At 64.8% G+C, this 24,660-nt stretch carries 19 protein-coding genes and 2 pseudogenes; 4 read left to right on the top strand and 17 right to left on the bottom strand.

Translation table 11 applies throughout. The features are described 5' to 3' along the window. Window positions 1–217, bottom strand: a pseudogene (locus MBENS4_RS23505) (IS6 family transposase); the annotation flags it as partial. 88 nt (window positions 218–305) lie between these two features. On the opposite strand from MBENS4_RS23505, the pseudogene MBENS4_RS23500 reads away from it, so the two are divergent. After that, window positions 306–3,197, top strand: a pseudogene (locus MBENS4_RS23500) (Tn3 family transposase). A gap of 196 nt (window positions 3,198–3,393) precedes the next feature. On the opposite strand, the gene MBENS4_RS23495 reads toward MBENS4_RS23500, so the two are convergent. From MBENS4_RS23495 to MBENS4_RS23435, 13 genes are all read right to left on the bottom strand, one after another. Further along, window positions 3,394–4,143: an HAD-IIB family hydrolase gene (locus tag MBENS4_RS23495; protein WP_004212890.1), complete on the bottom strand. Its 750-nt coding sequence runs from the start codon at window positions 4,141–4,143 to the stop codon at window positions 3,394–3,396. After that, window positions 4,140–6,641 carry a heavy metal translocating P-type ATPase gene (locus MBENS4_RS23490; protein ID WP_004212886.1) on the bottom strand — a complete coding sequence of 834 codons (2,502 nt, stop codon included), beginning with the start codon at window positions 6,639–6,641 and terminating at the stop codon, window positions 4,140–4,142. The genes MBENS4_RS23495 and MBENS4_RS23490 overlap by 4 nt, the downstream gene beginning before the upstream one ends. Further along, window positions 6,638–7,246 carry a cation transporter gene (locus MBENS4_RS23485; RefSeq protein ID WP_004212885.1) on the bottom strand — a complete coding sequence of 203 codons (609 nt, stop codon included), beginning with the start codon at window positions 7,244–7,246 and terminating at the stop codon, window positions 6,638–6,640. The genes MBENS4_RS23490 and MBENS4_RS23485 overlap by 4 nt, the downstream gene beginning before the upstream one ends. Beyond that, window positions 7,243–7,929 (bottom strand): ZIP family metal transporter, encoded by a 687-nt coding sequence (locus MBENS4_RS23480; protein WP_004212882.1) that lies wholly within the window; start codon window positions 7,927–7,929, stop codon window positions 7,243–7,245. The genes MBENS4_RS23485 and MBENS4_RS23480 overlap by 4 nt, the downstream gene beginning before the upstream one ends. Before the next feature lie 3 nt (window positions 7,930–7,932). Next, a complete protein-coding gene (locus tag MBENS4_RS23475; protein WP_039396777.1) occupies window positions 7,933–8,346 on the bottom strand; it encodes a hypothetical protein in 414 nt (137 codons plus the stop codon). Between the two features lie 47 nt (window positions 8,347–8,393). Further along, window positions 8,394–8,771, bottom strand: coding sequence for a hypothetical protein (locus MBENS4_RS23470; RefSeq protein WP_039396774.1), 378 nt, complete (start codon window positions 8,769–8,771; stop codon window positions 8,394–8,396). Further along, window positions 8,768–9,256, bottom strand: a complete 489-nt coding sequence (locus MBENS4_RS23465) for an SRPBCC domain-containing protein (RefSeq protein WP_039396771.1) — start codon at window positions 9,254–9,256, stop codon at window positions 8,768–8,770. The genes MBENS4_RS23470 and MBENS4_RS23465 overlap by 4 nt, the downstream gene beginning before the upstream one ends. Before the next feature lie 53 nt (window positions 9,257–9,309). Beyond that, a complete protein-coding gene (locus MBENS4_RS23460) occupies window positions 9,310–12,555 on the bottom strand; it encodes an efflux RND transporter permease subunit (protein WP_039396767.1) in 3,246 nt (1,081 codons plus the stop codon). 3 nt (window positions 12,556–12,558) lie between these two features. Beyond that, a complete protein-coding gene (locus MBENS4_RS23455) occupies window positions 12,559–13,737 on the bottom strand; it encodes an efflux RND transporter periplasmic adaptor subunit (protein WP_039396764.1) in 1,179 nt (392 codons plus the stop codon). Beyond that, the gene (locus MBENS4_RS23450) at window positions 13,737–15,014 is read right to left on the bottom strand and encodes a TolC family protein (protein ID WP_004212875.1); all 1,278 of its coding nucleotides are present in this window, start codon (window positions 15,012–15,014) and stop codon (window positions 13,737–13,739) included. Before MBENS4_RS23450 ends, MBENS4_RS23455 begins: the two co-directional genes overlap by 1 nt. 60 nt (window positions 15,015–15,074) lie before the next feature. Then, window positions 15,075–15,371, bottom strand: a complete 297-nt coding sequence (locus tag MBENS4_RS23445; protein WP_039396785.1) for a hypothetical protein — start codon at window positions 15,369–15,371, stop codon at window positions 15,075–15,077. A 73-nt stretch (window positions 15,372–15,444) separates the two neighbouring features. Next, on the bottom strand, window positions 15,445–17,412 hold the full coding sequence (locus MBENS4_RS23440; RefSeq protein WP_009824024.1) for a cytochrome c/FTR1 family iron permease: 1,968 nt from the start codon (window positions 17,410–17,412) through the stop codon (window positions 15,445–15,447). Beyond that, on the bottom strand, window positions 17,412–18,038 hold the full coding sequence (locus tag MBENS4_RS23435; RefSeq protein ID WP_004212870.1) for a cation transporter: 627 nt from the start codon (window positions 18,036–18,038) through the stop codon (window positions 17,412–17,414). The genes MBENS4_RS23440 and MBENS4_RS23435 overlap by 1 nt, the downstream gene beginning before the upstream one ends. 78 nt (window positions 18,039–18,116) lie before the next feature. On the opposite strand from MBENS4_RS23435, the gene MBENS4_RS23430 reads away from it, so the two are divergent. Beyond that, a complete protein-coding gene (locus MBENS4_RS23430; protein WP_004212867.1) occupies window positions 18,117–18,533 on the top strand; it encodes a MerR family transcriptional regulator in 417 nt (138 codons plus the stop codon). Here MBENS4_RS23430 and MBENS4_RS23425 read toward each other — a convergent pair. Both MBENS4_RS23425 and MBENS4_RS23420 read right to left on the bottom strand, forming a co-directional pair. After that, on the bottom strand, window positions 18,527–19,729 hold the full coding sequence (locus MBENS4_RS23425) for an aspartyl protease family protein (protein WP_013039112.1): 1,203 nt from the start codon (window positions 19,727–19,729) through the stop codon (window positions 18,527–18,529). The genes MBENS4_RS23430 and MBENS4_RS23425 overlap by 7 nt on opposite strands. 289 nt (window positions 19,730–20,018) lie before the next feature. Beyond that, complete coding sequence (locus tag MBENS4_RS23420) at window positions 20,019–20,591, bottom strand: recombinase family protein (protein ID WP_021224432.1); 573 nt, start codon at window positions 20,589–20,591, stop codon at window positions 20,019–20,021. A gap of 191 nt (window positions 20,592–20,782) precedes the next feature. Here MBENS4_RS23420 and MBENS4_RS23415 point away from each other — a divergent pair, with 191 nt between their 5' ends. Beyond that, a complete protein-coding gene (locus tag MBENS4_RS23415) occupies window positions 20,783–22,183 on the top strand; it encodes a Mu transposase C-terminal domain-containing protein (RefSeq protein ID WP_039396760.1) in 1,401 nt (466 codons plus the stop codon). After that, on the top strand, window positions 22,110–22,988 hold the full coding sequence (locus MBENS4_RS25160) for an AAA family ATPase (protein ID WP_084592359.1): 879 nt from the start codon (window positions 22,110–22,112) through the stop codon (window positions 22,986–22,988). The genes MBENS4_RS23415 and MBENS4_RS25160 overlap by 74 nt, the downstream gene beginning before the upstream one ends. A gap of 314 nt (window positions 22,989–23,302) precedes the next feature. Here the strand turns inward: MBENS4_RS25160 and MBENS4_RS23405 are convergent, their stop codons facing one another. Continuing rightward, entirely contained in the window at window positions 23,303–24,541 is a 1,239-nt protein-coding gene (locus MBENS4_RS23405; RefSeq protein WP_039396757.1) for a tyrosine-type recombinase/integrase, read from the bottom strand. Window positions 24,542–24,660 lie beyond the last annotated feature (119 nt).

The following is a 24,660-nucleotide window of genomic DNA, read 5'->3' as shown; positions in this document are numbered from 1 at the left end:
TTAGATCAAAACCACGCCGCCAGAACCAGCGGAGTCGTTTCTCCATCTCCGGCGCGTAGCGCTGCACCCAACGATAGATAGTCGTATGATCGACATCGATCCCACGCTCAGCCAGCATTTCCGCGAGATCACGATAGCTGATGCCGTATCGACAATACCAGCGCACCGCCCATAGGATGACCTCTCCGGTGAAGTGCCGCCCCTTGAAATCGTTCATCGCAACCGATCCTGCCAATCCAGCAGCCCAATCTTGGCCACTGCGCCAGAGTTTGCAACAGAGCCCTCGGAAAGAATAAGGAGCATGTATGCCGCGTCGCGTGACCCTGACCGATCGACAGCGCGAGGCGCTGCTTCACCCGCCGGTCGATCAAGGTGAGCTGCTGCGGCACTATACCCTCAGCGATGAGGATCTCGGGCATATCCGCCAGCGCCGGCGCGCCCACAATCGTTTTGGCTTCGCGCTGCAACTGTGCGTCCTGCGCTACCCGGGCCGGGTGCTCGCTCCTGGCGAGTTGATCCCGGCGCAGGTATCGGATTTCGTCGCGGCCCAGCTCGGTCTGACCAGCGACGATCTACTCCTCTATGCCGCGCGCGAGGAGACCCGGCACGAGCATCTGGCGGACCTTCGCCGAATCTACGGCTATCGCTCCTTTTCGGGGCGGGGCGCACGGGATTTGCGCGAATGGATCGCTCGGGAAGCCGAGGCGGCGACATCGAATGAGGATCTTGCCCGTCGCTTCGTTGCGGAGTGTCGCCGCACCCGCACGATCCTTCCCGGCTCCTCGACGATCGAGCGCCTTTGCGCCGATGCGCTGGTTGAGGCCGAGCGCCGGATCGAGGATCTTATCGCCCATCGCATCACGCCAACCCTGAGCGAGAATTTGGCTCACCTGTTGGAGGATACGGTGGATGGTCGCGTCACGCGCTTCGTATGGCTGCGACAGTTCGAGGTTGGCGCAAATTCAGCAGCCGCTAACCGGCTGATGGATCGACTGGAATATCTTCAAAGGTTCGATCTTCCGGCGGATTTGCTGGACGGCGTGCCGGCGCATCGTGTGACCCGGCTTCGCCGGCAGGGCGAGCGCTATTACGCCGACGGCATGCGTGATCTGCCCGAAGACAGGCGGCTTGCGATCCTCGCTGTCTGCACCCTGGAATGGCGGTCATCGCTGGCCGATGTCATCGTGGAGACCCACGATCGCATCGTAGGCCGTCTCTATCGGGCCTCCGAACGCCTTTGCAACACCAGGATCGCCGACGAAAAGGCGGCCGTTCGGGACACGCTGAAGTCCTTTGCCGAAATCGGTGGTGCTTTGCTTGGAGCGCAGGACGATGGCACGGCCCTGGACGGGATAATCGCCACCGGGCCTGGCTGGGAACGGTTCAGAACCCTTGTCGCCACGGCCTCCGCGCTGACCAACGTGCTCGCGGCCGACCCGCTCAGCCGTGTGCTGGACGGCTATCACCGTTTCCGCCTCTACGCGCCCAGGATGCTGCGCCTGCTCGACATGCAGGCGGCGCCGATCGCCACGCCTCTTCTGGCGGCCGTTGCGATGCTGCGTAACGGGATCAAGGTCGATCCGCCGGTGGATTTTCTACGTCCCAACTCGAAATGGCATCGTCATCTTCGCGCTGAGCCCAGCGGCGACCACCGGCTTTGGGAAATCGCGGTGCTGTTCCACATCCGCGACGCCTTCCGGTCCGGTGACATATGGTTGGCGGGATCGCGCCGCTATGGCGACCTCAAGCAGCTTCTGGTCCCGCCACAGGCGATAGAGCAGACCGCGCGGCTCGCCGTGCCGCTGCGACCCGGCGAATGGCTGGCCGAGCGCAGGGCTCGACTGGATACACGGCTGAAGGAGTTTGGCCGCGCGGCGCGAACCGGCACGATCCCAGGCGGCATCATCGAGAACGGCAAGCTGCACATCGACAAGCTGAGGGCCGACACGCCCGAAGGGGCCGAGGATCTCGTGCTCGATCTCTATCAACAGCTCCCGCCCGCGAGGATCACCGATCTGTTGCTGGAAGTCGATGAGCGAACCGGATTTTCCGAGGCGTTCACGCATCTGCGCACCGGCGCGCCCTGCAGCGACCGGATCGGCCTGATGAACGTGTTGCTGGCGGAAGGCGTCAATCTCGGTTTGCGCAAGATGGCGGCGGCGACCAACACGCACAGCTTCTGGGAATTGCTGCGGATCGCGCGCTGGCATGTCGAAGGCAGCGCCTATGATCGGGCGCTCGCCATGATCGTGGAGGCCCACGCCGCCCTGCCCATGGCCGCCTTCTGAGGACAAGGGCAATCGGCATCCAGCGACGGGCAGTTCTTCCTTGCTACCGAGCAGGGCGAGGCGATGAATCTGATCAACGCGAAATATGGCAACGTCCCGGGCCTCAAGGGATACAGCCATGTGTCCGATCAATATGCGCCGTTCGCAACCCAGGTGATCCCGGCAACGGTCAGCGAGGCTCCCTATATCCTGGACGGGCTGCTCATGAATGACGCGGGCCGCCGCGTTCGCCAGCATTTTGCCGACACGGGCGGCTTCACCGATCATGTGTTCGCCGCCTGCGCCTTGCTCGGCTACAGGTTCGCCCCCCGTATCCGCGATCTCCCTCAGAAAAGACTCTATGCCTTCACGCCCAACGCGACGCCGGCCAATGTGCGAGCGCTGGTCGGAGGTAAGATCAATGAACCGCTCATCGAGCGCAACTGGCCCGACATCCTGCGCATCATGGCGACGATCGCAGCGGGGATCGTCGCCCCCAGCCAGATTCTTCGCAAGCTCGCCTCTTACCCGCGCCAGAATGAGCTGGCCCTCGCATTGCGAGAGGTGGGCCGCATCGAGCGAACCCTGTTCATGATCGACTGGATTCTTGATGCCGGCCTCCAGCGCCAGGCTCAGATCGGCCTCAACAAGGGTGAGGCCCACCACGCCCTAAAGCGCGCCATCAGCTTCCACCGCCGAGGTGAAATCCGGGATCGATCCGGCGAAGGCCAGCACTATCGCATCGCCGGAATGAACCTGCTCGCCGCCATCATCATATTCTGGAACACCATGAAGCTCGGCGAGGTCGTCAATACCCGGGCCGCCAGCGGTACCCATATCGCGCCTGATCTACTCGCCCACGTCTCGCCGTTGGGATGGGAACACATCAATCTAACCGGGGAATATCGCTGGCCCAAATCCTTAGCGTAGGATTCCGCCCCCTCCCGCAAACGCCCCCTACGATTGAGAAGCGCGGCGGAATCTCTTAGATTGATCGCTGGAGGCTTTGTTCGCGGAGACGCGCACATTGCCTTCTTTTCGTTTTAGGAAGCGCTGCCCTAAGCGACAGAAGCCAGAGCTTTGACAATGCGGCATTCCGCGATGGAGCCGACCATGTATCTTGATCCTATCGGTGCAGACACGCGATGATGGCGGTCACGACGGCGGTGGTTTCCGCGACGTCGCGCACCCTCACTGTGTCGAGGCCGATTTCAGCAGCGGGATAGTCATTCCCACCGGGGAATATCGCATCCCCAATGAACAGCATCCCGTCGAGCGGGACACCGCTCTCGGCACTCAGGCGCTTCAGGCCATAGCCCTTGTCGATCCCTGCTCTGGTCACGTCGATCGATGTCGTGCCACCGAGATTGATCGAGAGCTCCGGCAGCTTCGCGCGCAACGTGGCCTGCAACGCGGTCCTCTTCTTTCGGTCAGGATCCCACGCTTCCTTTTCCTTCAGCGGCGCTGCCTGCCCCAGGCCCGAAAAGGTGATCTGGCTGCCCCGGTCCTCGATCCGTTCGCCCCAGATACGTTCGTCGGCGAGACCGGCATCGGTCAGCGCCTGATCGAAGGCCGTGCGGATCTTCGCCTTCTCCGCGTCGTCGAACAGTTCGGCATAGACCGCGCGCCAAGCGCCATTGATGAACCGATAGAGTTTCGTGCCTGTGGTCGGCATCAACCAGAGACGGTCGAGCGCGACGCCGGCAGGAAGGCGCGAGGCGATCTGCTTTTCGAACTGCGGCCAGTCCCCGCCCGAGATCACCGCCACATCCGTGATGGCGAGCAATCGGGCGAGGATTGCGGCCATATCCTCCGATAACGGCCGCTTGCTCTCGGCAAGCGTGCCGTCGAGGTCGAAGGCGATCAGCCACTTCATGCCGCCTTCCCTGCCGGATCGCGGTAGGCGAGCAGCCTGAGCGCATTGATGACGACGAGCAGCGTCGATCCCTCATGAACCGCCACCGCTGGCCCAATGCCGAGGCCGAGGATGGTAGCAGGCACCAGGAAGGCGACGACACCCAGGCTGACGAAGACGTTCTGCCGGATGATTCCACGGGTATGGCGGCTAAGACCGACTGCGAATGGCAGGTGCGCCAGATCGTCGGCCATCAGCGCCACGTCGGCTGTCTCCAGCGCAACGTCCGACCCCGCCGCGCCCATCGCGATGCCGACCGTGGCGCTTGCCATCGCCGGCGCATCGTTCACGCCGTCGCCCACCATCGCGACCTTGTCTTCGCCGGCGAGCTTCTTGATCGCGGCAACCTTGTCTTCGGGCATGAGGTCGCCCCACGCTTCGTCGATCCCGACTTCGTCGGCGATCGCTTCGGCGACTTTCTGGTGATCGCCGGAGATCATTATCATCCGCGACACGCCCATCTCGTGCAGCCGACGCAACGCGGTCTTGGCAGCTTCGCGAGGCGTGTCCATCAGGCCGATCGCGCCCAGGTCGCGGTCCCCCTTGCGGACCACCATTGTCGTGCGGCCGTTCTCGCGCAGCTTCGCGATTGCGTCCTGCGCGCCCTGCCCCAGCGCCGGAATGCCCTCACTTCCGAACATCTCGGCCTTGCCGATCCACACCGTCTCGCCATCCACGCTCGCGGTGACGCCCCGACCGGTCAGGCTCTTGAGGTCGCCGGCAGTCGGCACGGCACGATCGTTCAGACGTTCGCGGCCGTCCTTGACGATCGCTTGGGCCAGGGGATGGTCGCTCAACGCTTCGACGGCGACAGCCAGCGCCAGCAACTCGCCTTCATCGGCGCCATCGACGGGCACGACATCAGTGATGCGCGGACGACCTTCGGTCAGCGTGCCCGTCTTGTCGAAAGCGATCGCTTTGAGCGACCCGAGGTTTTCGAGCGGTGCACCGCCCTTCACGAGCACGCCGCCCCGCGCTGCACGGGCAACGCCCGACAGGACCGCGCTCGGCGTTGCGATCGCGAGCGCGCACGGGCTTGCCGCCACCAGCACCGCCATCGCGCGATAGAAGCTGTCGCGGAACGGCTCGTCGACGACCACCCATGCGAACAGCAGGAGCACTGACAGGACCAGGACGGCGGGCACGAAGATCCGTTCGAACCGGTCGGTGAAGCGCTGCGTCGGCGACTTCTGCGTCTCCGCTTCGCTCACCATCTTCACGACCTTGGCAAGCGCGCTTTCATTGGAACGGCGTGTCACCTCGATCTCGATCGCGCCGCCGCCGTTGATCGTACCAGCAAAAACCCGGCTTTCCGCGTCGACTGCATCGGGCTTGGCGCGTGCCGCTGCGGCATCTGCGACCGGCACCTTGTCGACCGGGATGCTTTCACCCGTGACCGGGGCCTGGTTGATCGCGCTGGTGCCCTTGATGACGAAGCCGTCGGCAGGCAGGCGCTCGTTCGGGCGGACGATGGCAATGTCCCCGACGACCATCTGCTCGACCGGGATTTCGCTGGTCTGCCCGCCGCGTCGCACGGTCGCGGTTTCGGGCGCGAGCTTCGCCAGCGCCTCGATCGCCTTCTTGGCGCGGCCCATTGCATAATGCTCAAGCGCATGGCCGAGGCTGAACAGGAACAGCAGCAGCGCACCTTCGGCCCATGCGCCCAGCGCAGCGGCGCCGGCCGCAGCGACCAACATCAGCGTGTCGATCTCGAACTTCTTCATCCGGAGGTTGTCGATCGCCTCGCGCAGCGTGAAGAATCCGCCGAAGAAATAGGCTGCGATATAGCAGGCGGTCGGCAGCCATTCGGGCGCGCCAGCGACCAGCCTCTCGATCGCGTAGCCGATCCCCAGCAGCGCGCCACAGGCGAGCGCGAAGATCAGCTCGGTATTGGGGCCGAGAAATTCGGCGTGGCTATGGTCGTGGCCATCGCCGGGGCCGTGCTTCTCTTCGCCCGCGCCGTGGCCCCCGGGGCCGTGGTCGTGGCCGGCATGTTCATCGGCAGCGACCCGCTTGCCCACCCTCACCTTCAGCTTGCGAAGCGCAGCGCGCACCTCCTCTTCGGTGGTTTCGCGGCGATCATATTCGACCCGGACAGACCCGCTGGTGCTGGCGCTTGCCTGGACCACGCCGGGCAAGGCGCACAGCGCATCGCTGACCGTGCGCGCCCGACGTTCGTGGTTGATCCCCGTCACCTGCCAGATCGCATGGCCGTAGCGCTCGGTGATTTCGGCACCTGCGGCGCGCACCATTTCGCGCAACCGTGGCAGCGGCAGCTTGGCGGCATCGAAATGGATGCACAGCGCCGCTGGCGTGTTGCCGTCGAGACAGATCACATGCGCCCGCTCGACACCTTCGCGCTTTGACAGGGTTGATACGAGACGGTCCAGGCAGGCATCGGCCGCGTCAGGAAGGTCCGGCAACAACACTGGAATGTCGAGTTCGAGCTTGTCGTTCATGACGACCTCCTTTCGCTTTTCTTGGTTTCGGCGCGCGCGTCGCGCAGGATTTCGACACCGCCCTTGATGGCGATGATGGCGGTGGCGAAGCCGACCAGCAGGTCCGGCCAATTGGTACCCAACCACAGCACCAGCACGCCGGCGATCAGGATGCCGCCGTTGGAAATGAAGTCGTTGAAGCTGAAGGTGGTTGCGGCCCGGAGATTGACGTCCGGATCCTTGAGGCGCTGGAGCAGCCGCAGGCAGAGGTAATTCACGACGCCGGCGATCGCGGACATGACCATCATGGTAGGTCCGATGGGCTCGCTGCCCTGCACGTAGCGCCGTCCGACATCGATCAAGATGCCGCCCGCGAAGATCAGCAGCATGACGCCCGAAGCGACCGCGGCGCGTGTCTTCCATGTCTGGCCCCGGGTGAGCGCCACAAGGCTCAGCGCATACACAGCCGTATCGGACAGGTTGTCGACGCCGTTGGCGATCAGCGCGCTCGAGTCCGCGAAGAAGCCGGAAACGAAGAAGCCCGCAGCGATCGCCGCGTTCAGCAGCAGGACGATCCACAGTGTGCGGCGCTCCTGCCCGCCATTGTTGTCGTTGCCCGGGATCATCCCATCATCTCCTCAAGTGTCAGCAGGGCCAGGAAGCCGACGAAAAACATCGAGCTGATGAGCGGGGTGTCGGGTTTCTCGTGCGCCTCGACCAGCAACTCCTCCGTGACGAGGTAGAGCAGCGCCATCAGCCCGAAGCTGAGGAAGCCGGCGATCATCACCGGCGACAGCGCGGCGACCGGCACGGCAGCGAGCGCGCCGATCGGCAGCAGCAGGGCCAATGCCGAGACGATCACGATGATGCGCAAGCGCGAGCGATAGGTTTCCGCCAGCTCGTCGGTCAGCGTCAGTCCCAGAAATAACACTTCCAGAGTGAGCGCGATCGTCAGCAGGAGACCTGCCTTCTCGCCCGCCACGAAAGCGAGGCCGAGCACCAGGCCGTCGACCAGAATGTCGATGCCGATCGCGGCGAGTAGCGCCATCGGCCCCTTGAAGCGGGCCTCAAGAGCCTTGAGCCCCAGCATGGTCGCGACGCCCGCCGCCCCGCCGATCAACGTCGCGCTGGGCGATGCCTCATGCTTGACCTGCGGCAGGATTTCGGTCGCTGCCGCCGCGAACACGACGCCGGCAGCGAGATGCTGTAGGCCCGCCACGAGGCCAGGTTTCAACTTGGTGCGGCTCGCGACAATCGCGCCGAGCACGACCGCCAGCACAGGCGCAAGCGTATAGAGCAGTGCCTGCATTTCCTAGGACTCCTCCGGGGTTCGGTGGCAGACGCGGATCTTCCCGCGTCGCGTGAACGCGATCGATCCGCCCGCCACGACAGCCCGCGAATGGTCGCCGCGAAACTCGTCACCGGTTCGCTGTGCGCGCAGGATCTCGGTCCTGCCCTTCGGCAGCCAGGTGACGGCCATTTTCAAGCCGTCATCGATGAAGTCGACATCGGCGCGTGTGCCGTCGTCGCAGTACATGATGCGCTGCGCGATTAGTTTCGACGTCAGAAGCTTTTCATGCGCCGGCTCGGTAGGCTGGGTCGGCGCTGGATTACACGCCCCTATAACCGCCCCGGAGACGAGAACGACGCCGAGGCGCGCGATCGCCAGACCGGCCCGATTCAGGCCGCACAAGGTTGTCACATTTGAAATCGACGTGTCAGACATCGGTCTCTTCCGACGAAGCGCCCTGTGGCGTTCGAAGGCAGGGCAGTTCATCGCGTGCCTTCCCGCTCGCAGATCCGGGTACGGCCATCGCCTTCCACGATGGTGAGCTGCGACCCCTTGAAGGTCGCGGTGGCTGTTTCGCCGACATATTGCAGGCCCTGCGCTGGCGCGGTCAGCATCATCGGCGGTCCCCCGTTGGAGCGCCGCAAATCGATCTGCAGGCCGTTGTCCTTGTAATCGACGAACAGCGGTTCCCCGTCGGAACAGCGATATCTATGCCGCCCCATTTCCCCGGTCGCCACGGCGCTGTCGGACGAATGGAACTGCTGCTCCGTTGGCGGGGCTGGCGGCTTTCTTTCCGAGCACGCCGCGAGTCCGACAACGAGGATGACGGCGGGCAGCACCCGCTTACAGTGCATCATCATCCCGCCTTCCTCCTGTAGCGGAAGGGGACGCGCTGACGATTGATAGCCCGGGCAGGCTGACCTACCCGCCAGCGGAGATAGGTTGCGAGGCGATCGTCAGATTCGACCATCAGGGATCGCAGGCGGCGCAACATCATCGCCGCGAACGGCAGGGAGAGCGCCCCGCGCAGCGTGCAGCTATGCGTTAGCCTGGTGCCGCCATCGTCCCCCGCCAGCTCGTACCGCTCTTCGAGCGTGAACAGATAGGGGATGCCGCAGGACCAAGCGAAGGCGTGCGGTTTATCGAATCGATCAATCCGTGCTGGCGTCCGAATTGGCCGGGTGATGCCCTGGATCGCAAAGGTGCATTCTGTGTCGCCGAGCCGGGACGGATCATCGAGAAATACGAGCGGACTCCACGCCCGGCGATGATCCGGATCGGTGAGTGCCGACCAGATGCGCAGTGGCCCGCCGTGAAGCATCGAGCTGGTTATGGTGCGAGGCATATCCCCATCTCCCAGAGATGGGCGGGGCGATCGCGGATCGCCCCGCCCATCCATCAGGCCAAGTTGTTCACGAAGGTCTGACCGTGGTCGTCCCCTTCATGCTCCTCATTGTAGTGCTCGGGTTTCTCGATCACTTTCTGCCCGAACCGGGCATAGAGTGTCGGCAGCACGAACAGCGTAAGAAGCGTCGCCGAGATCAGACCGCCGATGACGACCGTCGCCAAAGGCTTTTGAACCTCTGCGCCGGCGCCTTCGCCCAGCGCCATCGGCACGAAGCCGAGGCTGGCGACTAGCGCGGTCATGATGACGGGTCGCAGACGCTGCATCGCGCCAACATGCGCGGCTTCCTCGCGGCTCATCCCTGATCGGATCAGATCTTGGATCGAGCTGACCATGACGAGGCCGTTGAGGACCGCGATGCCCGAGAGGGCGATGAAGCCCACTGCCGCCGAGATCGAGAAGTCCATGCCCCGCAGGAACAGCAACAGGACGCCGCCCACCAGCGCGAAAGGCACGCCGGTGAACACGATCGCGGCGTCGCGGACCGATCCCAACGCCCCGTAGAGGAGCAGCAGGATCAAGATGAAGCAAGCCGGAATGACCAGCTTCAGCCGTTCGCTTGCCGATTGGAGGTTCTCGAACTGGCCGCCCCATTCGAGATAGGTGCCGGCAGGCAGCCGGAGTTGGCTGCCGATCGCCGCCTGCGCATCCGCCACGACGGATCCGACGTCGCGGCCACGCACGTTGGCTTGCACCACCACGCGCCGCTTGCCGTTCTCGCGGCTGATCTGGTTCGGACCATCGACCACCTTGATCTCGGCGACGCTGGACAGCGGTACATAGCCGCCGCCTGCCACCGGCACCTGCACCTGTTGGAGCAGGCCGATGTCGGCACGCTGCGCCTCCGACAGGCGGATCACCACGGGGAAGCGACGGTCGCCCTCGAAGATCTGGCCCGATGTTCGCCCGCCGATCGTCGCAGTCACGGTGTCCTGCACATCCTGAGCCGTAACGCCCAACCGCGCCATCGCGTCGCGGTTGACGCGAATGTCGAGCATGGGAAGACCGGTCGTCTGCTCCACCTTCACGTCCGCTGCGCCTTGCGTTCTGCGCAGCACCGCCGCGATTTGCTCGGCCGTCCGGTTCATCTGGTTGAAGTCGTCCCCGAACACCTTCACCGCGATGTCGCCGCGCACGCCGGCGATCAGCTCGTTGAAGCGCATCTGGATGGGCTGGGTGATCTCGTAGGCATTTCCCGGAATCTTCGCGAGATTACCCTCGATCCGGCTGACCAGCTCCTCCTTGGGAAGCTCAGGATCCGGCCAATCCTTGCGCGGCTTCAGGATGACGAACATGTCGGTCGCGTTCGGCGGCATCGGGTCGGCCGCCAGCTCGGCGGTGCCCGTCTTGGAATAGACGAATTGCACCTCCGGCTGCTTCGACATCATCCGCTCGATCGGCACCTGCATCGCCTGGCTCTGCTGGACCGACGTTGCCGGAATGCGGAGCGACTGGATCAGCAAATCGCCTTCGTCGAGCTGCGGCAGGAACACCGAGCCGAGCGTAGTGAAAGCAAGCGCCGCCACCACAAGGCTTCCCACACCCGCACCGATCGTCAGCGCCGGGCGCTTCATGGCCCGGTCGAGACCGGGTTCGTAGCGCTTCTTCAGCCACGTGATGATGCGGCCGTCCTTCTCCTCGACCTTCTTCGACAGCCAGATCGCAATCATCGCCGGCACGAAGGTGAGAGAGAGGATGAAGGCGAAGGCGAGCGCGATGATGACGGTCAGCGCCATCGGTCCGAACGTTTTACCCTCCACGCCGGTCAGCGTGAGCAGCGGTACGTAGACGAGGATGATGATTGCCTGCCCGTACACAGAGGGACGGATCATCTCACGCGCAGCGGCTGCCACGGTCGCGAGCCGTTCCTTGACGCTGAGCAATCGGCCTTCATGATGCTGTTGCTCGGCAAGCCGGCGCAGCGCGTTTTCGACAATGATGACGGCGCCGTCGACGATCAGACCGAAGTCCAAAGCCCCAAGGCTCATCAGATTGGCCGAGACCCCAGCGCGCAGCATACCAAAGCCTGTCAGCATCATGGTGATCGGGATGACCAACGCCGCGATCAGGGCCGCACGGAAGTTGCCGAGCAGCAGGAAGAGCACGACGATGACCAGCACCGCGCCTTCGGACAGGTTTTTCGCGACCGTCTTGATCGTCGAATTGACCAGCTCGGTGCGGTTCAGCACCGGCTGAATTACGACGTCAGGAGGCAGCGAAGCGTTGATCGTCTTCAGTTTCTCAGCGACCGCGGTCGACACGATGCGGCTGTTCTCGCCGATCCGCATGATCGCCGTGCCGACGACGACTTCGGTACCGTTCTCCGATGCCGAACCCATGCGGATCGCCTGACCCGTCTTCACAGTCGCAACTTGTTCGACCGTGATCGGCACGCCGTTACGTGTCGCGATCACGGTCCTGGCCAACTCGCTGGCATTGCGAACGAGCGCATCCGAGCGAACAGCCAGACCTTCGCCATTGCGATTGACGAAGCCACCGCCGACGCTGGTGTTATTGCGCTCCAGCGCATTTCCCAGGTCCGTCAGCGTGATGCCGAGCGAGGCCAGCTTCTGCACGTCGGGCACGACGAGGAACTGCTTGGCGTAACCGCCAATCGAGTCGACACCGGCGAGGCCCGGTGTGGTCTTCAGAAGCGGCGTCACGATCCAGTCCTGCGCGGTGCGCAGGTAGGTCGCCTTGTCCTCTTCGGTCGTCAGTCGCTCGCCCTCTGGCGTGATGTAGCTGCCATCGGGCTGTTGGCCCGGTTCACCGGGCTTGTGCTTGTCGTCCTCGCGATGATCGAGACGAACGGTGTACATGTACACCTCGCCCAGGCCTGTCGCGATCGGACCCATTTCAGGGTTCACGCCGTCGGGCAGATTCTCTTGCACGCCCCGCAGACGCTCGCCCACCTGCTGGCGGGCGAAATAGATGTCCGTCGCGTCCGAAAAGACCGCCGTGATCTGCGCGAAGCCGTTGCGGCTCAACGAGCGCGTATATTCCAGGCCGGGGGTGCCGGCGAGCGCGGTTTCGATTGGAAACGACACCTGCTTCTCGACCAGCTCGGGCGAGAGGGCAGGCGCGCGGACGTTGATCTGGACCTGATTGTTGGTGATGTCCGGCACCGCGTCGATCGGTAGCCGGTAGAGGGAAAAGGCGCCGATGGCGGCGACGATGACGGTGAGGAGCAGGACTAGCCAGCGCTTCTCGACCGCCCAGGTTACGATACGGGCGATCATGGCTTAATCCTCGTGGCTCGCTTCGCCCTTGCCGATCTCGGCCTTGAGCGTGAAACTTCCGGTGGTGGCGATCTGTTCGTTGCCGGTCAGGCCCGACCGGACGATCACCGTGTCGCCCGACGCATCGCCGAGCTGGACCGGGGTCGCCTTGAAGCCGGTGGGCGTGCGCACGAACACGACCGACTTGCCCTCGAAACTCTGGACCGCCGTCGTCGGCACGCGGACCGCCCCGCTCCCGCCGCTGCCCGTGAGCTGCACGGCTGCCGTCACAGGCTCGCCGACCCGCCATTCGCCACCGCGATTGTCGAGGGTGGCGAGCGCAGGCACGAGCCGCGTCTGCGGATCAAGCGCCGGCGACACGAAGGTCACGCGGGCGGTCGCCTGACGGCCTGCCGCCTTCACCAGCACCGTATTGCCGGGACGCACCCGGCCCGCATCCTCGGGCTTGAGATTAAGCGCGATCGACACCTGGCTCAGGTTGGCGATGCGATAGAGTTCGGCATCCGCCGCGACCGTTTGTCCCAGCGTCACGGGGCGCGCAATGATCTGGCCCGAGATCGGCGCGGCAATGCCGAGCCGGTTGAGCCCGCCGCCGCCGACACCCGCCGCCGAAACCATGCTCTGCGCCTGCGTCAGGGCGATCCGCGCCTCCGTCGCCGCTGTGCGGGCGGCGATCAGATCCTGTTCAGGGGAGACTCTCTGCGCGAACAGCCGCTGTTCGCGCGCGAGGTTCGAATTAGCGAGCTGAAGCCGCGCCCGCGCCGCCTCGACCTCGCCCTTGATCTGCGCCGCCTCGCGGCTTTCGATGACCGCAATGGTCTGGCCGCGTTCGACCGATTGGCCGAGGTTACGGGTGAGCGCGACCACGCGTCCCGCAATTGCGGCCGAGACGACCTGCGTTCCCTGTGGGTCGCCCTCGATGATCGCGGGCAGCTCGATCGTCCCGGCCCCGCCGATGATCGGCCGTCCGACCTGGACGCCCGCTGTGGCGATCTGGTCGGCACCCAATGTGACGACGCCTTCACCGGCATGACCGCCTTCAGCACCGCCCTTTTCCGTGCCCGCTGCCGTCTCATTGGCAGCTGCGCCTTCGGCAGTTGCCTCGTTTCCGCCATCCTTGCCGCCGCAGGCAGCCAAGAGCAGGGCGAGCGACGCCGCGCCCGCGAGATAAAAGCTCTTCATCACTGATTCCCCCCATTGGGCGCACGAGCGGTCAGTCGCTCCACTTGCGCGCGGGCATTCTGGTAATTGGCAAGCGCGTCGATCGCGGCGACCCGCGTTTCGGCGAGCGTGCGTTCAGCATCGAGCAATTCGAGCTGGCCGAACTTGCCCTCGCGATAGCCGATCCGCGCGATGCGGGCGGCCTCCTGTGCAGCCGCCAGCGCCGGCCCCGACGCCGCACGAGCCGTCGTTGCGGCATTGGCCGCCTGCGCCTGCGCGTCCGTGATCGCCTGTTCGATGTCGAGCGCGGTCACGCGGCGCTGCGCATCCGCCTGGGTCCGCTGCGCGGTCGCCTGCGCAATCGCGGCGCGACCATTGTTGAACACCGGGATCGGGATCGACACGCTGAACACCGCCGCCATGTCGTTGGTCGCTTCCAGGCGGCGGATCGACGGCCCGACGTTCAGGTCAGGCACGCGATTGGCGCGCGCGAGCCGCACGCCGGCTTCGGCAATGGAGAAATCCGCGTTGGCTGCCGCCAGCGCGAGTGTGCCGGTCGTGTTGACCGGTGCCAACGGCCCATAGACGTTCACACCGGGAAGGCGATCGAGCAGCGTGTCATCGAGCAGGCCGTCGATCGGCCGTCCGATCCGACGCGCCAGATTGGCGCGGGCCGCCTCGGCCAAGCGAAGCTGCCGCTCCACATTGGCGTCGGCATTGATACGCGCGACATCCGCGCGCTGTTGCTCGAGTGGCGATGCCCGCCCTGCCTGCACGCGAACGCTCGCGGCCCGCAGCGCATCGCTGGCGATCCGGGCCTGATCGCGGGCTGTCATTACCCGGCGATCGGCCGCGACCGCTTCGACATAGAGCTGCGTTACCTGAAGCCGGACATCCGCCGCGATGATCGCGGCCTGGATCTCGGCCCGGGACAATTGCGCATTGGCGACCGCGACGCGGGCGCCGCGCTTGCCGCCTAGCTCGATCGGGATCGCAAAGCCGACCGTGGTTTCCGCGCTGCGGACCCCCCGATACGGCCCGGAGCCGATGACATTCTCGACTTGGCCTTGAACCACCGGATTGGGCCGCAAGCCGGCGACTGTGCGACCTGCACGGGCCGCGTCGATTCCAGCTGTCGCCGCTTCCGCAGCAGGGGCCGAACCGCCCGCTGCACTGACCGCTTGGTCAAGCGTGTAGACCGGCGCATCCTGCGCAACAGGCGCGGACGGTCCGACCTGCGCCTGCGCCATCGTGGCGCAAGACGCTGCGGCCAGCATGGCCGCGAGGATACGATTCATGAAAATAGGACTCCTGACGATGATCGACAGGGGCGCGCCAACGCACGCCCAAATCGGACGTCAGGCTTGGGGGGGCCTCAAATGGACCATGCCGGTGCGGCCGTCGAGCGACGCAGAGGCGGAGATTGTCGGCTTGAGCACTGTGAGGACGGGGGTATATTCCATCGTCGTGCGCGCAGGCGCGCCGACGTCGTGTCCGTGACAATAATTGTGATGATGCGGGACATTCTTGTCCGAGTCCGATGGCACCTGATCGATGTCACCGGCGGTATGGACCGTGAACTCAACGCCCGCGATGCTTCCCCCCGCCAGATCGGCGGCATGGGCCATGCCGGAGAAGCTGGTCAGGACCAGCATCAGGCATGTCAGGAAAGGCAAAAAGGCTCGCACTAGCTTGCCTCTATCACGGAAGGGTTTTCATGTCATTGCACTAATTCGAACCAAGGGTCACTGAGCCGGAACCCGAGCGGGATCGGTCGCGCCCGTTCCAGGCGAACCCGACCGCAATGGCGACCGCCATCAGGAGTTGCGCCAGCACCGATTGCCAAGTGGGAAACACGCCGAGCATCGACAGCCGTGGCACGTCCGCGAGCGGTGCGATGTTGATAAGGCCGGCTTCCTGGAGCGCGGCGACGCCTTTACCCGCCAGCACGACGGTCAGGACCGCCATGAGCCAGGAGCTATAGCGGAAGAACTGCGCGATCGGCAGCTTGCGACTGTAGCGAAGCATGGCCCAAGCGATCAGGCTGAGCAGTCCAATCGCCGACCCGGCCCCCGCGAGAAGCATCCCGTTGTCACCTTGCGCCGAAAGCGCGGCATAGAACAGGATCGTCTCGAAGACCTCGCGATAAACTACGACGAACGCCAGCCCGAACAGGAACCAGCCCGACCCGCCCGAGAGCGCCCGCGACATCTTCTCGCGAATATAGCGCTGCCACTGATCGGCCTGCGCCTTGCCGTGCATCCAAATCCCGACCGAGAGCAGCACGACCGCGGCGAACAGCGAGCCAAACCCTTCCGTCAGCTCCCGGCTCGCACCGCTGATCCCGATCGCATAGGTGGCGACCGCCCAGGTGATCCCGCCCGCGATGATCGCGCTGACCCAGCCGCCATGCACGTACCGCAGCGCCTCGCCGCGCTCGGCTTTACGCAGGAACGCGATCATGGCGACAACGATGAGCAGGGCTTCGAGCCCTTCACGCAGCAGGATCGTGAACGCGCCCAGGAACGTGGACGCTTCGGTGGCGGCATCAGGCGCGAGCGCCGCTTCCGCATCGTCGAAAAGGCCGCCCAGTACTGCGACCTTCTCCGCGAGATCATCGGGCGACGCGCCCCGGTCGATCGAGGCGCGGAACTCCCCCATCGCGCCCTCGATTCGACCCATCAGCGTCGCGTCGCGCGCGGTGAGTGTTGGCTCGATCGGCTCGAACCCATCGAGATAGGCCGACAGCGCCAGCTCTTTCGCCATGCGCGCATCGCCGCGCCGCGCAGCCGCCACGCTTTCGGCGAGTTTGGCGCGGGCGACCGCGAGCGAGCCGGGAGCCTGTTGTATCACCTGTTCGGGATGACGACGCAGGAACGCGAGCACTGGGTCAGCCTTGGCGTCGCCGATCGCCGCGCCGAGCGCGGCCGGGGTGAGCGCGACCAGGGTTTTCAGGTCCGGAATGCGCCGGCGAAGGGTCGGGTCGGATTTCCAAAGCCGCTCGCCTTCGCGCGCCTGCGCATCCGTGAAGGCGAAGCTCCCGGCTCGGAATGCTAACGCCCAGCGCTGATCGTTGGGCAGATCGGCGAAGCTCTGCATCGCGGTCCCGTCGATGCCTTGCGTCACCACCTGATAGAGCGCGAACACGCTGCGCTGGCGCGCGCGCTCGGCATCGGTGAAAGCAATCGGGGGCGTAGCGAGCTTGGCGGCGTCAGGGCCACGGCCGTTGCCCGTCATCCCGTGGCAGGACGCGCAGGATTGTCGGAACAGGGCATCGCTGGAGACGAGGTTCGGAGCCTTATCGGGCGCGAGCGGCACCGGGTAGGCGCGCAACAGATCGGCCGCGAGCCCGTGCGCCAATGTTGCCACCTGTTCAGTCGGTCCCTTTTCCGCGATCACCGCCTGGAGGTTGGCAGCCCGCTGGATGAGGGCTTGACGCTCCGGCTTCGCCGGCAGGCCCTGAAACCGTGTCGAGACCGACGCGGCGAACTCCGTCATCTCGGCATATTCCGACGTGCTCTTGATCCGACCGTTGGCGACCGCGCCGCCATAATCGACGGCCATATAGTCGAGCAGCCGCCATGCGGTTTGCACGTCGCCGGGTTCGGCGATTGCCGCAGCAGGGATCAGCAGCGCCGCGAGCGCGGAGAGCAGCCGCAACGAGAGCATTGCCCGGATCAACGCGAGCAGACGCACTACCGCTCTCCCAATTCGCGCCGAGCGCCAGTGACGATTTCATAAGCGGAGTGGAGGAACAGGAGGGCGATGAGGCCGGCGACGGCGAGGTCCGGCCAGGCGCTTCCTGTCCACGCCACCAGACCGGCCGCGGCGATCACCGCCACGTTGGCGAGCGCGTCGTTGCGGCTGAACAGCCAGATCGCGCGAACATTGGCGTCCCCTTCCCGGAAACGCGCAAGCACCAAGGCGGACACGACATTGATCGCGAGCGCGACAACGCCGATTGTGCCCATCAGTTCGGCATCGGGCGCGGTTGCGTTCAGGGCGCGCCAAATCGCGAAACCGATTACGCCCACGCCAAGCGCACCGAGAAACAACCCCTGCGTCAGCGCGACCTTTGCCCTCGCCCGTGCGGACCAGGCAAGCGCGAGAAGACCGATAAGGCTGATCGACCCGTCCCCGAGAAAATCGAGGGAATCCGCTTTCAGCGCTTGGCTATCGGCGATGAACCCGCCGAACAGCTCGGCGACTCCGAAGCCGAGGTTGAGCACCACGACGGTCAGCAGCGCACGGCGATAGGCCGGATCGGTTTGCGCGCGCGCGGGCTCCCCGTGGCACCCGCAGCTTTCGGTAGAAGCATTCATGCGGCCTTCCTTACCACCTCCAGTCGCTGTAGAAGCAAGCGAAATGTGCGACACGTTCGCATAAGCAAGGATGGCATGATGAAGCCGGTGATGATTGGGCAGCTCGCCAGCGAGACCTCGACGAAGGTGACGACGATCCGCTTTTATGAGTCGATCGGGTTGCTCCGATCCGCCCCTCGCACGGCGTCGGGTCGCAGAACCTACGATGCCAGTGACATTGAGCGTTTGCACTTCATCCGCAACGGTCGCCGGCTTGGCTTCTCCGTCGACGAGATCCGTTCGTTGATGGGGCTGGCGCAGAACCCGGACCAGGATTGTGGTGCCGCCTCAGCTATCGCTGCTCAGCACCTCAAGGATGTGGAGGAGAGACTGGCGCAACTCGCGGTGTTGCGGGATGAGTTGGCAATGCTCAGCCAGAGCTGCACCAAGGCGCGCATGGCCGATTGTCGGATCATGAAGGCGATCGGCAAAGGCCACCCTCAAGCCGATCAATAATAATCGGCCAGCCTGAGCTCGCGCACATCACCCGAGGCCATCGTCAGCTTTACGAGGGTGCCAGCAGGCCGGGAGCGCACTTGCCAGAGCTCCCCACGCGTATAGTTCGCATCGATCGAATGGCCGTTCACCGCCACGATCCGGTCGCCGACCGCCCAGCCAGCCTTTTCCGCGGGACTGTTCGCCGCCACATGAACAACGGTGAGCGCCGTTGGTGAGGCTGCGAGGCCAAGGCCGCTACGGTCCTTCAGCATCGGCAGGCGACGACGAGGACCGAGTGGCCGGAGCCACACGAATCCGGCGGTCACGTCGAACACCACGTCGAATTGAGCGATCAGCGGTAGGCCGACATTGCCAACCGTGCTGGTGGAGAGCCAAGCTCTCATCCCGAGTGTGGGGACGTTCGAGACGCCAAGCCCTTCGATGTTGATGTTCTGGATCGTGAAAGCATCGTTGATACGCACACCATCGACGCCGCCGATCGCCGCGGTCGAGACGAGCTTCCCGTTCAACAGCCCTTGATCGCGGGCATAGGCCGACGAGAGCATCAGCGCGGCCGAGCTGCCAAGATCGATCATCAAGGGCACGGGAGGCAAACCCGAGACGGAAGCTCGAATGAACAGCTCCTGCTTGGCACCGCGCCCGAGCGCGACAGCGCGCCAGTCGGGACCGGCGAGAAACGTGCCTGACTTGACGACCGCCATACGCCTTTTCGCGAAATCGAGCGCGATGCAGCTACCCGTGAACATATCGGCACCGAGGAGGATATCGATCGGTCGTCCGAAGGCCGCCGACACTGAACTCAGATCACCAACGACGGCAAAGGGTAAGCGACGGGTTTCGCGGGCGAGCTGTACGTCGATGTCGCGGACCAGCAGCACCGGGGCCTTGGCGCTCAGCCCGCTAATCATGCGCCGCTCACCATCGTTCAAGCCGAGCTTCGCCGCGAGCGCCGTGCTCATGATCGACGCGCCGCTGCCACTGTCGAGCACCGCCCGCACCGGCACTCCGCGCACTTGTGCCGAAACAAGGAGGGTATCACCCGTGCCGACTTCCAGCGGCTCCCATTCGAGGTGAGCCGCACCGAAGTTCCACGAGCCCGCAGACCGGGAAGTCTGTCGCGCGAGCGTTGGAGAACCGAGCACCAAGCCGGTTCCACAGGCCACCAGCCGCGCCACTAATGAGCGTCGAGACATACCGATTGCTTCAACACGGGCCGTCAAAAAGCCACCTCCAGCCCCCCGTCCGCAGGAGAGCAAATTGCGGTTACATGCTCCAGCCACTGGAGGAGCAAGTGCTTTTGGTGCGCCCGAAAATCCTCAGAAGCGCTTGGAGAACTTTAGATGAAGGATGGTGCAGACCGCTTAGATGCCTTCCCGATAACGAACGGTTCCGGGGGACGCTGGGCCGATCGGGACCGCGAACGGTGTAAACGCTCGCGCTAAGTGGCGGCATTCTGATCGCGCTATTTGTCGGCGAGCGTCGCTACGCGGCTACCGGCTTGGTCTCGGCCGATCGCACATAGGCGTAGAGTTTTGGCTTGGAGATGCCGAGCATCGAGCAAATCTTGGCGATCGGCATCGTGTTCTCGTGGTAGAGCCTGACGGGCAGGTCGCGCTTTTCCTTGCCGAGTGCGGCCGGCCGGCCACCCTTCTTGCCGCGAGCGCGGGCTGCGGTGAGACCGGCCTGGGTCCGCTCGCGGATCAGGTTGCGCTCGAACTCCGCCAATGCCCCGAACAGGTGGAAGGTAAGCTTGCCCGACGTGGTGGTCGTGTCGATCGCCTCGTGCAGGCTCAGCAGCCCGACCTTTTCCTCGTCGAGGTAGGTCATCCATCCGATCAGATCACGGAGCGAGCGGCCGAGCCTGTCGAGGCGCCAGACCACCAGTGTGTCGCCGGCGCGAAGCAGCTCCTTCACCTTTTCCAATCCAGGGCGAGCGGCAGTCGCCCCGGAGGCCTTGTCGGTGATGACCTTCTCGCAGCCGGCAGCCTTCAGCGCATCACGCTGGAGGTCCAGGTTCTGCTCGGCGGTCGATACGCGGGCGTAACCGATTTTCATGCGTAGGGCCGGTGGCGCCCCGATCGGGCGCGGTTTGGGAAGAAAGTCGTCATCGGCAGGTCTATGTTGCCCTAGTTTTCTTTACCGGGTAGATTTACGTCGAACAGGCCGGTTTGGCAACGCGAGCGGACTCGCATGGCGATGGGCAGGCAAATCTCCGTTTTCCTTACCTGCGACACGGACCGTCGGCGGTGACGCATCCGGCGCTTGTCCCGCCGCTGGCGATCGAGCGCTACCGCGTCCTTGAACCGCACCTCGCCGATGGCATCCCGCTCGCGGACCTCGCCCGCACCGGCACGCTGAGCGAGCGGACGTTGCAGCGCTGGCTCGGGCGCTACCGTGCCGAAGGACTTGCCGGTCTCGCGCGTCTGCCGCGCAACGATCGGGGCAGGCTGCACCTGCCGGAACATCTGGTCGAACTGACCCGCACTCTCGCCACCAAGCGCCCGCGACCCCCGGTCGCCGCCATTCACCGAAAGGTGCAGGAACTCGCCATCGCGCATGGACACCGAACCCCCAGCTATGCGGCCGTCGCGCGTGTCGTCAGGGCGATACCGGCAAGCCAGATCGCCGCAGCCTCCGATCCGGCCGTCTACCGCGACCAGCACGAGCTAGTGCATCGGCGCGAAGCCGCGACCTCGAACGAGATGTGGCAGGCCGATCATACCGTTCTCGACATTCTCGTGCTCGATGATGCCGGAACCCCGGTGCGTCCTTGGCTGACCGTCATCGTTGACGATCACAGCCGAGCCATCGCCGGTTACTTCCTCAGCCTCGATGCCCCCAGTGCCCTCAACACGGCGCTCGCCTTGCGGCAGGCGATCTGGCGCAAGCCCAATCCCGAATGGATCGTCAGCGGCATTCCCGAACAGCTTTACGTCGACAACGGCTCGGATTTCATCTCCGAGCATATCGAGCAGGCGTGCATCGCCCTCAAAATCCGCCTCATCCATTCGCTGCCGGGGCGTCCTCGCGGGCGCGGCAAGATCGAGCGGCTGTTCCGCACCATCAACGACATGTTCCTGCCCGACCTGCCCGGCCACCTGATCGCGGGCAAGCCGCTGTCGGCGCCAGTGCTCACGCTCGACGAGCTGCGCGCCCGCTTCGAGGCGTTCGTGTGCGGCGTCTATCATCGTCGCCCGCATGGCAGCACCGGCGAACCGCCGATCACGCGCTGGCAGAAGGGCGGGTTCCTGCCCGCAATGCCCGACAGCCTTGAACAGCTCGACATGCTGCTCGTGCACGTGCCCAAGCCCCGTAAAGTGCTGCGCGACGGCATCCGTCTGATGGGCAGGCGCTATGTCGAACCCACGCTCGCGGCCTTCGTCGGCGAGCAGGTCGAGGCGGTCTATGACCCCCGCGACCTGACCGAGATCCACGTCTACCACCAGGGCCGGTTCGTCTGCCGTGCGCTCAGCTCCGAGCACGCTGGGCACCCGTCGTTGCGCGCGATCCAGCGCGCCCGGCGCGGCGCGAAGGAGCGCGACAAGCAGGTGCCTGCCCCCACGGAGACCTTCGATGGCGACCAAGAGGATACGGCTTTCCGGCCCACCACCTACCGAGGGCTCCGGCTCTACGCCGCTGACGATTGAGTTCCTGGTCGAGCAGCCGTTCCTGGCGACCCGCGAACATGCCCGGTTCGTCGAGTTTGCCGAAGCCTGCGCGCACTACCGCTATATCGGCGTGTGTCATGGCCGGCCGGGCGTCGGAAAGACGCGATCGGCGCGCGAGTTTTCCAGCTTCCCCGACCTGGGGGAATATGCCGCGCTCCGTCCCATTGCCGCGCTCCTTGGCGAAAAGGTCGCTCGCTGCCGCGCCGTCTTCTACACCGTGTCGGTCAGCAACACGCCCAAGACGATCGACGCGGTGTTGGGCCTCAACCTCATTAAGCTGGGCTATGCCCGGCTGACGGTCGCGGGCGGCTCGCAGGACGAAATCACCCATGACGCCGCCCGCATCGCCTGCCCCCTCGTCATCGTCGACGAGGCCGACCGCCTGACCATAAAGTCGCTCGAACATCTCCGCGACATGGCCGATCGCCACGGCTTCGGGCTGATCCTGATGGGTATGCCGGGCTTGGAGAAGCGCCTCGCCCGCTATGCCCAGCTCTACTCGCGGATCGGCTTCGTCCACGAGTTCAAACCGCTTACCGAGACCGAAATGCGGCTGCTGCTCGCGACCCACGCCGGCGATTTCGGGATCAGCTTCGACCCGGCCCAACTCGACGCGATCGAAGCGCAGGCAGCCGTGATCCGCATCACGCGCGGCAACTTCCGGCTCATGGAGCGCCTGTTCGCGCAGATGCGGCGGATCATGACCCTCAACCGCGTCGAGGAGGTCACCGCTGACATCGTTCAGGCCGCGCGCGATTGCCTCGTCATCGGACCCGGCAACTGACAAATAGCGCGATCAGAACGCCGCCATTTAGCGCGAGCGTTTACACAGGATAAGATCCATACCGTTTCCGGAACCACTTTCTTGTTTCCTCTTCGAAATTGGACTGTGCTGATGAGTTTGAGCGATGGTGGCTTCGCTCATACACTACGCGCTACCAGGCCCCTGCCCGTTTCTTAGGCTTAACGTTGTAGCTCAAGACCCCGGGGGCTCAGCCTCCCTTCTCCGGTTCTTGCCGCTGCGCAAATCCCTCGATCTACCTGCCGCCGTCGTGTGGTCGCACGGCATCATCCAAAGACCTATTTAGGCCGTCATGACTAGCCAATCTTCGCCATAAGGCGCCCCGCCGCCCCCTGCTCTGCCGCGAGATTGCGATTATAAGCGAGCGGCATCCGCGGCGACTTCCACCGCAGCGCGTCCATGATGCCGGCCAAATCCTCCCCGCTGGCGAACAGGTCCTGATTGAGCCCGATCCGCGTCGAGTGCGCACTGATCCCCTTCAGCAACCGCGCCAGATCGTCCGCCGTCAAATCGGGCAGCGCGCCGCGATCGAACGCACGCTGAATGATTGCCCGCCAGATCGGGCCGATCGATCCCGGATGGAGCGCCGCGGCGCCGATGTCATACTCGACCCGCGCCTTCACAGCGGGCTTGGACAGCGTCTTGCGCAGATCCCAAGTCTCACGGCCCGAGATGCTGTCGATCGAACGACCCTTCACAGCCGCCCGCGCTTTGTAGCGCCGTACCTGCACCCGCCGGAACAACGGCCCCGCGTCGATCCCAGCGGCCTCTCTCCACGCCGCGACAGCCCGCACAGAGCGGGGCGACAAATAGGCTGTGGCTCCCTCGCCCTCCTGATCGCCTTTGCTTCGCGCGATGGCGAGGAGGCGCGCTTCGGGATCAAGCGCCTCGAGAATGTCATTGATGCTGATTGCGACGAGCTCCGATGCACGGAGCCCCGTGTCATAGGCCACCGACAACAGGGCTCGGTCCCGCAGGCCTGGCAGATCGCCCGCGCACGCCTCCAGCAAAGCTCGCACATTCAGTCCGCGAGGACTGTCGCGCTCCACGTCTCGCACTGGCCCCTTGAAGCGCAAGGGACGCGCCTGAGCCTGCGCGGTGCCCTTCTCGCGCCGGATCGCGCGTAGCCGCAGCTTCACGAGATCAGCCTGGGTGGGATCCTTGAGATCAAGCAGCTGATGGATCTTGGCGATCGACGCCTTGTAGCGGCCAAGCGAGGCGGGCTTGGCCCCCTGCCCTGCCCGCGCGTCGAGATAGTCGGCGACGATCTCGGGCGTGGCCGGCAGTGCAATCCGGTTGTTGCGCCTACACCACGCATCGAACGCCTCGACGTCGGACTTGAGCGCACGGATGCTATGGGGCGATGAAGCGGCCTGATAGGCGGCGATCAGGCCCTCGTTGACGGTGATGCGCTCGCCGGCGCGCATCTGCACGATCGTCCGCGCAAGGTCGGCCGGCGCCCTGACCGCCGGCAGGACAGCCTCAGGCGGCGCTACGGGGATTTCTGGCCCTTCCCGGGCGGTTTCGGTGCTCACGACGCGCCTCGCTCCTCAGCCGCGCTTGTAGCCCACCTTATAAAGAACGGTCAAATCTGCTTATGTGATAACTGCAATTATCATAAGTTTGCTATTCAACCCTCCGGGCAGTTGTGCAA

This window comes from Novosphingobium sp. MBES04 (assembly GCF_000813185.1).
Classification (GTDB): domain Bacteria; phylum Pseudomonadota; class Alphaproteobacteria; order Sphingomonadales; family Sphingomonadaceae; genus Novosphingobium; species Novosphingobium decolorationis.
The sequence above is the reverse complement of the archived record's forward strand: the minus strand, read 5'-3'. Positions and strand labels throughout refer to the sequence as shown.